Here is a 14,814-nt window from a genome sequence, read left to right on the forward strand (position 1 = left end):
CCTTAGGGTGGCTGTGGTCTTTATAATGATTTCGTTAAAATAGCTCCGGCGGTCTTTTCATCAGTCACCAATGCATTAATATGCTTGGCATTCAGCGAAGCGAAGATCGAGTCAACTTTATCAGGTCCACCGGCGACCCCAATCACAGTTGGAATATTGGAGAGTCGCTCCAATGGTAGACTGATTAACTCATCGTGTATTTTAAAGTCACGTTTGACCAAACCCTGTTCATCGATAAAATATCCGAGAATATCGCCAACGGCGCCTGCAGTTTGATACTGCTCCAACTGCGTTGCACTATCGATATAACCGGTCTTGATTAATGTTGAATTTTCTCTCTGACTCGTTGAACCAATACCTAATATGGCTAAATCTGCACTTTGAGCGGCGAGCATCATGTCTTTGACACTCTCTTCTTTTTTAAACATGTTTGCGGCATTGACGCTCGATGCACGAAGCGGTGTCGGAATGATATTAATGCGACAGGACTCTTCCAGTTGACCGATGCCACGCATGTAAGTACCGACCCCACCACTTAAAGTAATTATATTTAACTGACTGTCTTTGAAAAAGAAATTGCAATGTTGCATGGTTCGAATGACGGTATCACCAAAACCAATCGCCAAGACCTGTCCTGGCTGGACAACACTGGCAAGCAATTGGGCTGCCCCGACTCCGAGCCGTTCGTTGAGCAACTCTGTGTCTAAATGGGGTAAGACCTTAATGTGCTTAAGTGCAAAACGGCGTTTGAGTGATTCTTCCAGTGCAAAACAACCTGTAAATTTTGAGTTGATATACACTTTAATAATGCCGTTCTTACGCCCCTTATCGAGCAGTCTGGATACTTTTAAACGAGACAATCCAACGATCTTGCCAATCTCTTCTTGAGTTAGATTATCGTGATAATAAAACCAAGCCACGCGAGCTAATAATGCCTCTTCGGATGACGATGCTTCACTGACTGGAATTTGAGATTCACTCATCATAATAATACGACCTATAAAAACTAAACAAATGATATATTATTTATCATTTGTTCATTATAACATCTTTTTAAAATCGTGAACCAGATCGAATGTCTAAATAAAAAGCACTATTTTAACCAATTTTTTACATCAAAATAATTTTTATGTGACAAAAGTCTGGGTATTTATATTTTTTATTAACTATAAATTGAACATATGATTTTTACTTGAATCAAATTATCAATCTGTTGTGAGATTTATATGACTGATAGCAATCAAGATTCACGCGCCGAAATTTTATCGTTGACGGACATCAGTAAGTCCTTCTCCGGTGTTGATGTATTGAAAAATATACGTTTTAAGCTCTATGCGGGGGAAGTGCATGCTTTACTGGGGGGCAATGGCGCGGGTAAATCGACATTAATGAAGATCATTTCCGGAAATCTATCATTTGACTCAGGTACATTGGTGATTAATGGTCAGAGTCATTCCCGCTTAACCCCAACCAAAGCGCATCGATTAGGGATCTATCTGGTCCCTCAAGAACCGTTGCTATTTCCCAATTTGAGTGTGAAAGAAAATATCTTGTTTGGCATGGAAAAAAACAGCCAACACATCAGTGATCTGAAAGCTATCATCAACGAATTTAATATTGATATTGATTTGGACGCGAATTGTGGTGCTCTTGAAGTCGCGGATCAACAGTTGGTTGAAATATTAAGGGGATTGATTCGACGCTCATCAATCTTGATTTTAGATGAGCCTACCGCCTCGTTAACACCAAAAGAGTCACAAAAATTATTTGTTCAGATGAAACGGCTGAGTGAGAGAGGGGTGGGAATTGTTTTTATCAGCCATAAGCTTGGTGAAGTTTGGGAAGTTGCCGATTATGTTTCGGTGATGAGAGATGGGGTTATATCACTCGCTCAGACGCTCTCGAAGATTAAAAAAGAAGATGTCATTGCTTCAATCACCCCTGACTACAAAAACAGCAAACTCAGTGATGAGCAAAATTTGTGGTTAGAGATGCCAGACCTTAAGCATAAAGATAGCTCACAAGTGGTTTTACAACTCGAACAAGTAACAGGGGAAGGCTTTAAGGATATTTCACTTAATGTGCACTATGGTGAAATCGTCGGTTTAGGAGGGGTGGTTGGCTCTGGTCGAACTGAGCTTGCTGAGACTATCTATGGATTGCGCCATGCATATGAAGGAGCGATTACCTTTTTGGGGCAAGATTATACTCATCGTCACGCCCGCGAGCGTTTAGCTGCGGGCATTGTTTATTTACCTGAAGATCGACAAATTTCCGGACTTCATCTGGATGCCTCAATCTTGTGGAATGTTTGTGGGTTGAGCTATCAAAGTGCGGGGATGTGGCGTGATGGAGCCAAAGAACAGGGGATTTTAGAACGGTATCGGCGTGCGCTTGGTATCAAATTTACCGATGGTCAGCAACCTGTGCGAACTCTCTCTGGGGGGAATCAGCAAAAAGTATTGATCGCTAAATGTCTACAGGCCCGACCTAAATTATTTATTATCGATGAACCCACCCGTGGTGTTGATGTCTCTGCCAGAGAAGATATTTACAACATTATTAAAGTAATCGCAGGGCAAGGTGTTGCCATATTATTAATTTCCTCTGATGTGGAAGAGATTGAATTACTCTCTGATCGCGTTTATGTCATGAATGATGGACAAGTAAGTAATAGCCTGAGTGGTTTAGAAATTAACAAAAATAATATTATGAACATGGCTTATTAATTAAAGAATTAAAATTTGAGAGTCATAGGCTCGATGAAAGGTGAACCCATGCTTGATTTCTTTAAAGATAAAAGAGAGCTCACATTATTAATGGCAATTGCGCTACTGTTTATTGTCATTGCTATAACTCGCTCATTGAGCGTGTCTGATCTATTTATGATTTATAATTCATCACAAATATTAATATTGTTAGCGATTGGGGCGACATTTGTCATTGTTACTCGCAATATTGATGTTTCTGTAGGTTCAACCATGGGACTTTCTGCTGTGATTTGCGGAACATTAATGACTCATGGTAGTTCCGTATATGTTGCTATGTTTATGGCTTTGTTAGTTGGCATTATCTGCGGAATATTTAATGGTGTTGTCGTGGCTGTTTTACGCATCCCCGCCATTGTTGCGACATTAGGAACTCTCGGTCTTTATAAAGGAGTTATGTTGCTGATTACGCAAGGTAAATGGATTGAAGACCTTCCTAATACAATTAAAGTGCTTTCATATAATTTATTACCAAATGTGAATACATCGGGAGTTTTTGCCTTGATGATGGGGGTTCTATTTTATTTGTTACTCTCTCGCAGCGCCTATGGCAGAAAGTTTTATGCAGTAGGGGATAATCTCCAAGGGGCCCGTTTGATGGGGGTTAAAACTGAACAGACCATTATACTCGCTTTTGCTATCAATGGCATGATGGCGGCCATGGCAGGCATGGTGTTTGCCTCCCAGATTGGTTTTATTCCCAATTCAACTGGCAATGGGATGGAGATGAAGGCGATTGCCGCTTGTGTATTAGGCGGGATCAGTTTGTTGGGTGGGGTCGGCAGTTTATGGGGGGCAGTCCTTGGGGCATATTTTCTAACTCAAATTGATACTATTCTGGTGCTCTTAAAATTTCCTGCTTATTGGAATAACTTCATTGCAGGTTTAATTGTCATTCTGGTGATTGTTTTAGATGGTCGGCTTCGAATGATGGTTCAAAAAAGTATCAAAGAGAAGAAATATGCACGATTTATTCATAGAGGTGACCAATAATGAAACTTAAAAATATAAGCTGGGAGATCTGGCTGCTGATCATTATTGTTCTGGAAATTATATTATTTGGGTTATTTAATTCCAGGATGTTCAATTTTAATGTTTTATTATATGGAACAAATGACTTTATTTATATTGCCTTTCTGGCTGTTCCTTTAACTATGATTATTGTCTCGGGTGGGATCGACCTTTCATTTGGATCGGTTGTCGGACTCTGTGCAATTTCATTAGGGGTTTTATATAAAAGTGATATGCCTTTTTATTTAGCTGTGCTGGTAACATTTATCATTGGCGCAGGTTGTGGATTGCTGAATGCTTTATTAATTATCTTAACTGGAGTTAATCCATTAGTGATTACGCTAGGGACGATGTATTTATATTCTGGAGCAGCCCTACTGATATCAGGAACGGCTGGCGCAACTGGCTATGAGGGGATTAGTGATTTTCCAGGATATGTTGATAGTATCTCGAATGGTTTGGCTCTAGGTATTCCGCTCCCCATTATTTATTTCACTGTTTTTGTCTTCATTTTTTATATCATTTTGCATCGCCTGAATTTTGGCCGCAGCATTTTCTTTATTGGTCAAAATATGCGAGCCAGTCGTTATAGCACCATCAATGTTAATCGCATCACCCTCATTAATTATATGTTAATGGGGATCAGTTCAGCGGCAGTTGCATTGATGCTTGTTTCCTATTTTGGTTCTGCTCGTTCTGATCTGGGCAGTAGTTTTCTGATGCCAGTGATTACGGCTGCAGTTTTGGGCGGAGCGAATATCTATGGCGGGGAAGGGTCAATTTTTGGCAGCGCCCTGGCCGCTTTTCTCATCGGATATCTACAGCAAGGGCTGCAGATGGTCGGTGTATCCACCGAAATGTCGAACGCGGTATCTGGCGGGTTGTTGATCTGCGTATTGATTGTTAAATCGGTAAGCCACTACAGCGACACTATTATGCACTATCTAAAAAAGTCGTTTCGTCACGAAAACCGTGAGATCAAAGGGAGTAATGAGCATGTTTATTAAAAACCATAAATGTATTGTAGTTTCGGCACTGCTGTCAGCCAGCGTTCTATTGTCACTGCCTACCTGGGCAAAAGATAGAGTCGCTTTCATTCCAAAACTAGTGGGGGTTGGGTACTTCACCAGTGGTGGTGATGGCGCCAAAGAGATGGGCAAACAGCTAGGACTTGATGTGACCTATGATGGGCCGACAGAGCCGAGCGTGTCTGGTCAAGTTCGATTGATTAATAACTTCGTGAACCAAGGGTATAAAGCCATTGTCGTCTCCGCGGTTTCACCCGATGGGTTATGTTCAACCCTTAAACGGGCAATGCGTCGCGGCGTGAAAGTCCTGACCTGGGACTCTGATACACGTCCTGAGTGTCGTAGCTATTATATTGACCAAGGCACGCCTGACCAACTGGGGGCAATGTTGGTGAATATGGCGGCCGATCAGGTTCACAAAAAGAATGCCAAAGTTGCCTTTTTTTACTCAAGTCCAACGGTAACCGATCAAAACCAATGGGTTAACGTCGCTAAGAAAAAAATTAAAGCAGAGCATCCAGGGTGGAAGATTGTGACAACCCAATTTGGCTATAACGATGCTGTTAAGTCACTGCAAACAGCGCAAGGGATCCTCAAAGCTTATCCAGATCTGGATGCCATTATTGCCCCTGATGCGAATGCATTACCTGCCGCTGCTCAGGCTGCAGAGAATTTAAATCGCAAGGGGATTGCGATCGTTGGATTTAGCACACCGAATGTGATGCGTCCATATGTCAAACGCGGCACAGTTAAGGAATTTGGCTTATGGGATGTTGTTGAACAAGGGAAAATCGCGGTTGCTATCACCGATCAATTGCTAAAAGGCAAAACACTGAAAATCGGCGAAAAGATACAGATCCCGGGAGTCGGAACAGTCAAAGTCTCTCCTAATAGTGTTCAAGGCTATCACTACGAAGCTAAAGGGAACGGCATCATTTTGCTACCGAAACGCGTCGTCTTTACCAAAGACAATATCGATAAATATCATTTTTAACAGGGGACAATTATGGCCGATCTTGATGACATTAAAGATGGTAAGAATTTTTATGAAAAGACACCACAGTCTAATCGTGCTTTTTATCTTAAAGGTGCGGGGGCATTGGATTGGGGAATGCAGTCTCGCTTAGCTCGAATTTTTAATCCGGAGTCTGCTAAAACGGTGATGTTGGCTTTTGATCATGGCTATTTTCAAGGGCCAACCACAGGGTTAGAGCGAATCGATGTCAATATTGCACCACTGTTTGATGAGACGGATGTGTTGATGTGTACTCGTGGGATTTTGCGTAGTGTTGTGCCTTCTCAGGTACAAAAACCGGTGGTCTTGCGAGCGTCTGGTGGCAATTCAATTTTGGGCGAACTGTCCAATGAAGCTGTGGCAGTTTCTATGGAAGATGCTTTGCGGCTTAATGCAAGTGCAGTGGCTGCCCAGATTTATATTGGTTCAGAGTATGAGCACCAATCGATTAAGAACATCATTCAGTTAGTCGATCAAGGAATGCGCTATGCAATGCCTGTGATGGCCGTGACCGGGGTTGGAAAAGAGATGGCCCGTGATCAGCGTTACTTCTCTTTAGCTACTCGTATTGCTGCTGAAATGGGGGCTCAAATTGTAAAAACCTACTATGTTGAGAAAGGTTTTGAACGAGTCACAGCCGGATGCCCTGTTCCTATTGTGATCGCTGGAGGGAAAAAATTGCCCGAAAAAGAAGCGCTAGAGATGTGTTATCGTGCGGTCGATCAAGGGGCTCAAGGTGTTGATATGGGACGTAATATTTTCCAATCAGAGCAACCATTGGCGATGCTAAATGCGGTAAAACGTGTTGTCCACCAAGGCGAAAATGCGGAACATGCGTACCAGTTTTTCTTAGATCAAAAGAACGGCTAGGTATAGGCTTGATAGATGTCGAACATTCAACCGTCGAGGCTGTTGTTAGTTAAGACGGTTGAGTGCTTCGTTATGCGACATCTGATCAACCAACTAGAGGTTAATATTGTAAGGAGATGAATATGTTCGCGATGCTGGTAGAGATCAATATCAAAGAAGGCAAAGAATCAGAGTTTTTAGAAGTATTTACCCGCAATCACATCGGGACTCGAAATGAACCGGGTAATGTGCGTTTTGATGTGTTGCGTGATCCTGTTGTCAAAACACGATTTTATGCCTATGAAGTCTATCAAAGTGAGCAGGCGTTAAGTGAACATCGGACTACTGCTCATTATCAGCGGTGTGTCAAAGAACTGGAACCGATTATGAGTCAGGCACGTTCAAAGCGGATATTTGACTGGGTCTTGCCGGAGCAGCCTGATGAGTCATGAATGTAAAAAGCAGTTATTGCAGCACTTAAAGCACCAGTCGATTAGTGCTGCGATCCTTGCATCAGGATGGTTAGAACTGCCGCAGACACTGACGAAATTGCAACAGCATCAGGTTGATCTTCTCCATTTTGATATTGCAGATGGCTATCACTGGCCATTATTTACCACTTCAGAAACAGCTTTGAAGCAGTTTGATAGCCATGTTTTTAAAGATGTGCATTTGATGGTTCGAGATAATTTTGAGATGGCGCAAAAGAGTTATCAAAGTGGGGCGAATGCAATCACACTGCAAATCGAAAATGCTCAATCGCTGGACGCTACGTTAACATTTCTTAAAGATAAAACAGCCGAATTTCAGGGAAAAAGTTATCCATTGCTGATTGGCTTAGCGATAATGCCCACGAGTGATATAGAGGTGTTTACTCGCTATATTGACGATGTGGATCTGTTCACACTCGTTACCTTTGATCTACATACAGGGGAGAAACTCAGTGCTATAGAGCTTGCTAAGCGTGTGCAACAACTAGTGAATATATTAGGGGAGCGACGCAAAGATAAAATGATTGCCTTAGATGGTGGAATTAACGATGAGAGCTTGGCCCAACTTAGTCAATTAGGTATGGATATTGATTGGCTTGTAGCTGGTAGTGGGTTGTTTCGTGATCATCGATTGACTGAGCGGTTAAAGACTTGGCCAAAGCACCTGCAGGCCATGCAGACACATATTTAAATCTTTACTCTAAATTCGATAAAGCGCCCTTGCGAAACCAAGGGCGAGATAGATGATAACAGGTGAGCCTTGGTTTATATTCAGAGCTTGCTCAGCTTTGGACTCTATTGCTCTTTTGTTCGAAATCCTTATTAATTAATAGGTCGGCCATTTGTCAAACGCATCACCTATTATGCCAAAATACCAATTAATTTTACTAAATGGTTAAAACGGTGCGACAGAGTATCGTGAGTCCAATCAGGATAAAAGTAGCGCCACAAAACAGGTCAACATATCGACCTGCCTTTTGTAATTTTAGATGAACTCGCTTGGATGATAAGAGCCAAGCCAAGGCCGCAAACCAACCAAATGATAACCCCCACAGTATCGTGATTGCCTGGGCTTTTGCTACTAGCGGAAAATAGGCTGGAATGAGTGTTGAAACTAAACTCACAAAATATACCAGTGCCTTAGGATTAAGCATGTTGGTTAAATAACCTTTAGATAGCGCTTGTCGATTACTTTTAAGTGATAAAACGCTATGTTGTGCAACATCGGCTGGGGTACGTCGGCTCAACCCTTCCTTAATCGCTGTACTCCCTAAATAAAGTAGATAACTGCCACCCAACAGTTCAATAACTGTAAACCAGTTATGGTGCTGGTTAACTAATAAGCTGATGCCAGTAATGCTTAACAGTGAATGAGTTAAAATTCCCAGCGATAATCCCAGTGCGATATAAATGCCGCGTTCTCGACCATATCGACTGGCATTTTGGACCACTAACGCAAAGTCAGGACCTGGACTTAAAAGTGCGACAAAATGAACGAAAGCGAGTGTAATCAGCACATGTGTTTGGTTCATGGAACATCTCCGCGATAAAAGTCAGATTGTCGCAGCCAGAATATGTCAGTGCTTGTAAAATAGTGACTAACTCACTTGTGAAGGGGAAACGCCATAGGCACGTTTAAATGCTTTGCTAAAATGGGCCTGATCGTAAAACCCTACTTGTTGAGCGACATCTGTTCCAGGAATTTTCGCTTTGATTAGATTCATTGCCTGTTCGAGGCGTAACCGTAATAGCCAAGCATGAGGGGTAATGCCCATTGCTGCTTTAAAACGGCGTTGAAACTGGATTGGACTCAGCTGGCAGATATCTGATAACTGATGTAAATGAATGGGTTGATCTAAATGGGCCAACATAAATTCACGCAATGTTGTCAAAGTCTGTTGACCTAATTGCACTGCTGGACGTTCTTTAGTGGTTGCATAATGTTCCACTAACACGGAGAGTGCTTCGTAGGGGATGCAATCTTTAGCGAGTTGACTGAGCGTGTCATCATGCATGAGCAGGTGGGCTTGAATCAGCTGATAGAAGAGTGTGCGGTCACGAATGATCAGCTGTTTAAAGGATAAAGTCGTGGGGTTCACTAAATTTAAATGAGAATCGAACCACTGGGGATCAATGCTAAAAACGCGGACCTGATACCCCTGAAGATGAGGTGCATAGCCATCATGCAGTTCATCTGGCGGCATGATTACGAGTTCCTCAGGACCGATTCGATGATGTTCGCCACGATATAAAAAGCGCTGTTCACCAGCGGTGATTAGACCAATATGGTAATCAAGATGATAATGGCGCTCAAAGGCAAATTGTTGGTAATAACCATGGATTAAATCAATGCCTGTTTCTGCGCTACTTTGATAGTAAATTTTATCCATAGTGGTTGATTTGGCCCCTTTGTCATTAGCTTAACTATCAAATATTGGTAGCGCTTGTAAAAAATGATCAATGGGGCCTAGTTTTGCTTAAGCTTGACTGGCATCCAGTGCTTGCGCTAAATCGGCGAGAATATCGTCAATGTGTTCAATTCCGACTGACAGTCGAATCATCTCGGGTTTTACGCCGGCTTCGGCTTGTTCTGATTGACTCATCTGGCGGTGGGTTGTGGATGCTGGGTGACAAGCCAGTGATTTGGCATCCCCGATGTTAACCAGCCGCTTAAATAGATTTAATGCATCGTAGAATTTAACCCCTGCGGCATAGCCACCTTTGAGACCAAATGACAAAATAGATGAGGCCTTGCCTTTCATATACCGTTCAGCGAGCGGATAAAATGGACTATCATTTAATCCGGCATAACTGACCCAATCAACTAGGTCATGTTCTTTGAGATAGTGCGCGACGGCTATTGCATTTTCACAGTGGCGCTCCATTCTAAGTGCCAGTGTTTCTAGCCCTTGCATAATTAAAAATGAATTCATGGGGGCCAAAGTAGCACCTGTATTGCGCAGTGAAACTGTACGAGCTCGGGCAATATAGGCGGCGGCACCAAACTCTTCACTATAAACGACACCATGATAAGACGCTTCAGGTTGATTAAATTGTGGGAAACGGCCTCGGTCGGCAGTCCAATCAAACATTCCTGAATCGACAATGGCACCCGCTAGCGTCGTGCCGTGTCCACCAATGTATTTAGTCAGTGAATGCACTACGATATCAGCACCATGCTCGAATGGTTTGCAAAGCGCTGGTGTAGCGACAGTATTATCTACAATTAATGGCACACTCTGGGCATGCGCGACTAAACTTAGCGCTTCAATGTCAATGATATTGCCCGCTGGATTGCCAATGCTCTCGCAATAAACGGCTTTCGTGTTGCTATCAATGAGTTTTGCAATGGCTTGCGGGCTGTCATCTTCGGCAAAACGTACTTCAATGCCTTGTCGAGGCAGCATGTGTGCAAATAGAGTGTAGGTGCCTCCATATAATTGTGGCGTTGACACAATATTATCACCCATCTGCGCTAAATTTTGCACGGCATAGGTAATCGCGGCTGCGCCAGAACTGACGGCTAAAGCACCAACACCGCCCTCTAATGCTGCGAGCCGTTTTTCTAAGACATCGTTAGTAGGGTTCATGAGCCGGGTATAAATATTACCAGGTACGGCCAGATCAAACAGATCGGCACCGTGTTGAGCGTTGTCAAATTCGTAAGCCGCTGTCTGATAAATAGGGACCGCTACCGATTTAGTCGTTGGTTCACTTTGATATCCGCCATGGATAGCGATGGTTTCATCTTTCATCGTTACTCCTTATAAATACTGATAGTTATCTAACTAATACTTTACAGGGTTTTAGATTAAAGGTCAGGGACAAATTAAGTTGTGATTAGGGCAATTGGGTATAGGCGTGTCAAATCTACCCGGCTACTATGTGTAAAGCTCTGATTACATATAGCTGTCACACGAAGCCTATGATAGCCTTTTAGCGCTTATGTTAGATGGCCCTTGAATTTTTTATGGTAAAAAAACCACAAAACCAGCAATCGAAACCTCGTGTCAAAAAAACATCGTCGTCAAAACGCCGCTCGAATGCTAAAAAGACTCCTCGTCGCAGGCGTTTTAGTGGGCTAGCGATTAAATTTTTTGTGGTCTTTGTGGTGATCATGGGGGTTTGGGGCGTTTATCTTGATAGTAAAATTCGCTATCGATTCGAGGGGCACAAGTGGCAACTGCCAGCCGTCATTTATGGCCGTGAATTGAATCTATACCCGAATATTCGTCTAACGCGTCAAGAAGTCGAGCGAGAATTAAAACAGCTCAATTATCGTAAAGTGACTCATCCTATCTCATCTGGAGAGTTTTCAGCCTCTGACTATAAAATTGCGATGGTTCGCCGACCTTTTACTTTTCCTGATGGTTCGCAGGGAGCTGTCCCCGTATTATTAACCTTTTCCAAAACGCGCTTAGTGAAGATTCAGAATCGGGATACGGGGGCGCCCTTATCGCATTTGCGTCTCGACCCGGTGCTGATTGATAGGATTTCAACGGGGAGTAGTGAAGATCGTCTGTTTGTCCCGTTGTCGCAAATCCCTAAATCATTGACGCAGGCACTCATTCAAACTGAAGACCGAGATTTTTACCACCATGAGGGGGTTTCTTTAACCGGTATCGCTCGCGCATTTGTGGTAAACCTCATGGCAGGGCATACGGTTCAGGGGGGGAGTACCATCACCCAGCAATTAGCTAAAAACCTCTTTTTAACCCGCCGTCAAACCCTCTGGCGTAAGATTCAAGAAGCTTACATGGCGCTCCTGATCAGCCTTCGGTATTCTAAACAGGATGTCTTGGAAACCTATTTAAATGAAGTGTATTTGGGGCAAAATGGTAGTCGTTCGGTGCATGGGGTTGGCTTAGCTAGTTACTTTTATTTTGGCCGTCCAGTGAATGACTTGAGCATGGACCAGCAAGCTTTGCTGGTGGCTCTGGTGAAAGGCCCTTCTTACTATGATCCGTGGCGGCATCCTCAGCGTGCGCGCCAGCGGCGAGATGTAGTTTTGCGCTTGATGGTTCAAGCTGGGTATCTTGACCGCTATCAGTATCAGGAAATGGTGGCTCGCCCGTTAGACCTAGTACCTCGTGGTGATATGGGTTATCAGCACATTCCGGGGTTTGTGGAACTGGTTCGCCAATCGTTAGATAAGCATTTTCAAAACTGGCAAAAAGCTAGTGGATTACGGATATTCACCACGCTTGAGCCGATTGCGCAGCGTCAGGCACAGCATGCGGTCAAAGCACGTTTGCAGGCTATGCATCAACCTCATCTGCAGGCTGCGATGGTGGTTACCGATCGCCATAGTGGCGCAATCCGCGCGTTAGTGGGCAGTCGTGCTGGAGATGATACTGGTTTTAATCGGGCATTGAACGCCCATCGCCAGGTTGGCTCTTTGTTAAAACCATTTATCTATTTAACTGCTTATGAGATGGGCCATTCTCCAGGTGAGTTGTTAGATGATAGCCCACTCACGGTGAAATTAGCAGATGGACAAGATTGGCAGCCCCATAATTATAGTCGTAAATTTGGCTCCCCAGTCATGCTTTATAAAGCGTTGGCAGAATCACTCAACGTACCGACAGTGCGTTTGGGGATGGCAATCGGTGTGGATAAGGTCATTGATACGCTGCATCAAGCCGGTCTTAATATGTCCCTTAAACCCTACCCATCGTTGTTACTCGGTGCGGTAGAACTTTCGCCAATGCAGGTTGCTCAAATATATCAGACGATTGCTAATGAAGGCGTTTATCAACCGCTTTATAGCATCTCATCGGTAGTTGATGCCCATAACAAAGTGATCTATCGCCATCAGAGTCAAGCCCAACGGCGCTTTGCGACCGTTCCCACCTATCAACTTTTATTTAATCTAATACAGGTGGCACGGATTGGGACTGGACATTCGCTCAAATGGCGTCTTCCACATGTGAGTGTAGCGGGTAAAACTGGCACCACCGATGATTTGCGTGATAGCTGGTTTGTTGGATTTGATGATAGACAACTGGTAACCACTTGGGTGGGAAGAGATGATAATAAACCCGCTCATGTGACAGGGGCAACTGCGGCGCTTCCTATTTTTGCAAACTATCTCAAAGCGACTGGAGCCCAATCATTGCGGTTAGTGACTCCGGAACATTTAAGTTGGCTCAGTTTTTCACCTGACACTGGCAAAGTTGTCGATAGCCATTGTAAAGGTAGTGTTTTGTTGCCAGCTCCTGAGTCGTTTGCTCAGAATAAACAGCCCTGTCAAAGTGGTGGACTTGGGGCATTTTTTAGAAAAGTATTTTAAGTCATTTACTGTGGTGTTTGTGAATACCAAGCACACTAAGTGAAAATCAGGCCATCACTATTTATCCCTCGCGAATAGGGTATAGATTTGTCCATATATAAGGGGTGGCTTTATCTGATAAATCCGATATAGCACCGTCAGCACTCACGCACTATTATTCATTACAACGAACGAATTGGACATCAAATGAGGTTGGAATGAAAAAAACATCGATAGCAGTCATACTGGGAATTTTAGTGGGGACAGGTTTAACAAGCGCGAGTGCTTTTGCTGCCAATTCAGATGCACAAAATGCTGTCTTTATACGCGCTCCACAAGATGGCGCTAGACCTTCTGATCCTAATGCGCAGGGCGCACCTAATCAGTTACTGGCCTATAACCATCGTGATGATGCTATGACTGAACAGAGTGCACAACCTGCGGTTGAAAAAACAGCTACGACTGCACCAGCATCTACTCCGGCAGAATCCACTCCGGCAGAATCTACTCCGGCACAGTCCACACCAGCGAATACGGTTGAAGAACCGGCAATGATCGTGTTGACCGGTCCAATGGCTCAACATGTCCATTTAAATGAAAATAAAACTGCGATTGTCGGATTTGATCCGGTTCATTTTCAACTGAATAAAAGTATGCTGACCCCCAAAGATCAACAAATCCTTGGCTACTATGCACAGGTTTTGAGTAACCATCCGACGCACATTGAGCTCAGTGGTTATACCGATGGCACTGGTCCTGTAAAATATAATCAACGTCTGAGTCAATCGCGTGCCCAGCAGGTACAGCAGTATCTGGTTCAACATGGGGTAGACGCCAACATGATTAAAAGCAAAGCCTTTGGTGAAAAAGACCCGATTGCTTCGAATAAAACCCCTGAGGGGCGTGCAGAAAACCGTCGTGTTGAATTAACTGTCCAGTCATAAAGAGACGGTATGGTTGTATCAAGAAATAAGAACAAGCGCATTTTTAAATGATTTAAAAGCCAGTGATACTCTATCACTGGCTTTTTTATTGATAATGATAGTCAATCAAAATAGAGTCAATAACTAGCGGGTACTCTTGGCTTAATGGTCAAGAAACAGTACTTTATGAGTGCCATTATTAATCCTTTCGTGTACCATACTCTAGTCAATTATCTTGATGAATTTTTCTTTGTTTTTAGTTGTTTATGCTAAATAAATATCTGGTAAACAATTTCAATTTCACTTAAAAGTACTAGATGTATTCATTTAAAAGATATGTTTGATACTAACGTATTAAAAAATATCTAATTTATCTGTTTGAATAAATAGGCATAAAGAATTCCTATCTAATATAGAGCCGTATGTTAATTCTTTTTAAGTGATGAATGATTCTGATT

13 protein-coding genes are annotated in these 14,814 nt (G+C 43.1%); 9 read left to right on the plus strand and 4 right to left on the minus strand.

Annotated features, from left to right (window positions below; genetic code table 11):
* Window positions 1-20 precede the first annotated feature (20 nt).
* Window positions 21-986, minus strand: coding sequence for a sugar-binding domain-containing protein (locus tag EV690_RS14945; RefSeq protein WP_224054986.1), 966 nt, complete (start codon window positions 984-986; stop codon window positions 21-23).
* A gap of 240 nt (window positions 987-1,226) precedes the next feature.
* Between EV690_RS14945 and lsrA the strand changes: the two genes are divergently transcribed.
* The 7 genes from lsrA (at window position 1,227) to EV690_RS14980 (ending at window position 7,853) form a co-directional block, all read left to right on the plus strand.
* Window positions 1,227-2,729 (plus strand): autoinducer 2 ABC transporter ATP-binding protein LsrA, encoded by a 1,503-nt coding sequence (gene lsrA / locus EV690_RS14950; protein ID WP_131913817.1) that lies wholly within the window; start codon window positions 1,227-1,229, stop codon window positions 2,727-2,729.
* Between the two features lie 48 nt (window positions 2,730-2,777).
* Window positions 2,778-3,761, plus strand: coding sequence for an autoinducer 2 ABC transporter permease LsrC (lsrC, locus tag EV690_RS14955; protein ID WP_131913818.1), 984 nt, complete (start codon window positions 2,778-2,780; stop codon window positions 3,759-3,761).
* On the plus strand, window positions 3,758-4,786 hold the full coding sequence (locus EV690_RS14960) for an ABC transporter permease subunit (protein ID WP_317986197.1): 1,029 nt from the start codon (window positions 3,758-3,760) through the stop codon (window positions 4,784-4,786). The genes lsrC and EV690_RS14960 overlap by 4 nt, the downstream gene beginning before the upstream one ends.
* Window positions 4,776-5,801 (plus strand): autoinducer 2 ABC transporter substrate-binding protein LsrB, encoded by a 1,026-nt coding sequence (gene lsrB, locus EV690_RS14965; RefSeq protein WP_131913820.1) that lies wholly within the window; start codon window positions 4,776-4,778, stop codon window positions 5,799-5,801. The genes EV690_RS14960 and lsrB overlap by 11 nt, the downstream gene beginning before the upstream one ends.
* A gap of 12 nt (window positions 5,802-5,813) precedes the next feature.
* Window positions 5,814-6,692, plus strand: coding sequence for a 3-hydroxy-5-phosphonooxypentane-2,4-dione thiolase (lsrF, locus tag EV690_RS14970; protein ID WP_131913821.1), 879 nt, complete (start codon window positions 5,814-5,816; stop codon window positions 6,690-6,692).
* Window positions 6,693-6,814: 122 nt separating this feature from the next.
* Window positions 6,815-7,123 carry a (4S)-4-hydroxy-5-phosphonooxypentane-2,3-dione isomerase gene (lsrG, locus tag EV690_RS14975; RefSeq protein ID WP_131913822.1) on the plus strand — a complete coding sequence of 103 codons (309 nt, stop codon included), beginning with the start codon at window positions 6,815-6,817 and terminating at the stop codon, window positions 7,121-7,123.
* The gene (locus tag EV690_RS14980; protein WP_131913823.1) at window positions 7,113-7,853 is read left to right on the plus strand and encodes a beta/alpha barrel domain-containing protein; all 741 of its coding nucleotides are present in this window, start codon (window positions 7,113-7,115) and stop codon (window positions 7,851-7,853) included. Before lsrG ends, EV690_RS14980 begins: the two co-directional genes overlap by 11 nt.
* A gap of 196 nt (window positions 7,854-8,049) precedes the next feature.
* On the opposite strand, the gene EV690_RS14985 is transcribed toward EV690_RS14980, so the two are convergent.
* The 3 genes from EV690_RS14985 to EV690_RS14995 all read right to left on the minus strand — a co-directional run bounded on the left by EV690_RS14985 (window position 8,050) and on the right by EV690_RS14995 (window position 10,917).
* Window positions 8,050-8,694, minus strand: coding sequence for a LysE family translocator (locus EV690_RS14985; protein WP_131913824.1), 645 nt, complete (start codon window positions 8,692-8,694; stop codon window positions 8,050-8,052).
* A gap of 66 nt (window positions 8,695-8,760) precedes the next feature.
* Window positions 8,761-9,552, minus strand: a complete 792-nt coding sequence (locus EV690_RS14990; RefSeq protein ID WP_131913825.1) for an AraC family transcriptional regulator — start codon at window positions 9,550-9,552, stop codon at window positions 8,761-8,763.
* 87 nt (window positions 9,553-9,639) lie between these two features.
* Entirely contained in the window at window positions 9,640-10,917 is a 1,278-nt protein-coding gene (locus tag EV690_RS14995) for an O-acetylhomoserine aminocarboxypropyltransferase/cysteine synthase family protein (RefSeq protein ID WP_131913826.1), read from the minus strand.
* A gap of 215 nt (window positions 10,918-11,132) precedes the next feature.
* On the opposite strand from EV690_RS14995, the gene mrcB reads away from it, so the two are divergent.
* Both mrcB and EV690_RS15005 read left to right on the plus strand, forming a co-directional pair.
* Window positions 11,133-13,454, plus strand: coding sequence for a penicillin-binding protein 1B (mrcB, locus tag EV690_RS15000; protein WP_131913827.1), 2,322 nt, complete (start codon window positions 11,133-11,135; stop codon window positions 13,452-13,454).
* A 197-nt stretch (window positions 13,455-13,651) separates the two neighbouring features.
* Window positions 13,652-14,377, plus strand: a complete 726-nt coding sequence (locus EV690_RS15005; protein WP_131913828.1) for an OmpA family protein — start codon at window positions 13,652-13,654, stop codon at window positions 14,375-14,377.
* Window positions 14,378-14,814: the final 437 nt, after the last annotated feature.

This window comes from Celerinatantimonas diazotrophica (assembly GCF_004339545.1).
In the GTDB taxonomy this organism is placed as follows: domain Bacteria; phylum Pseudomonadota; class Gammaproteobacteria; order Enterobacterales; family Celerinatantimonadaceae; genus Celerinatantimonas; species Celerinatantimonas diazotrophica.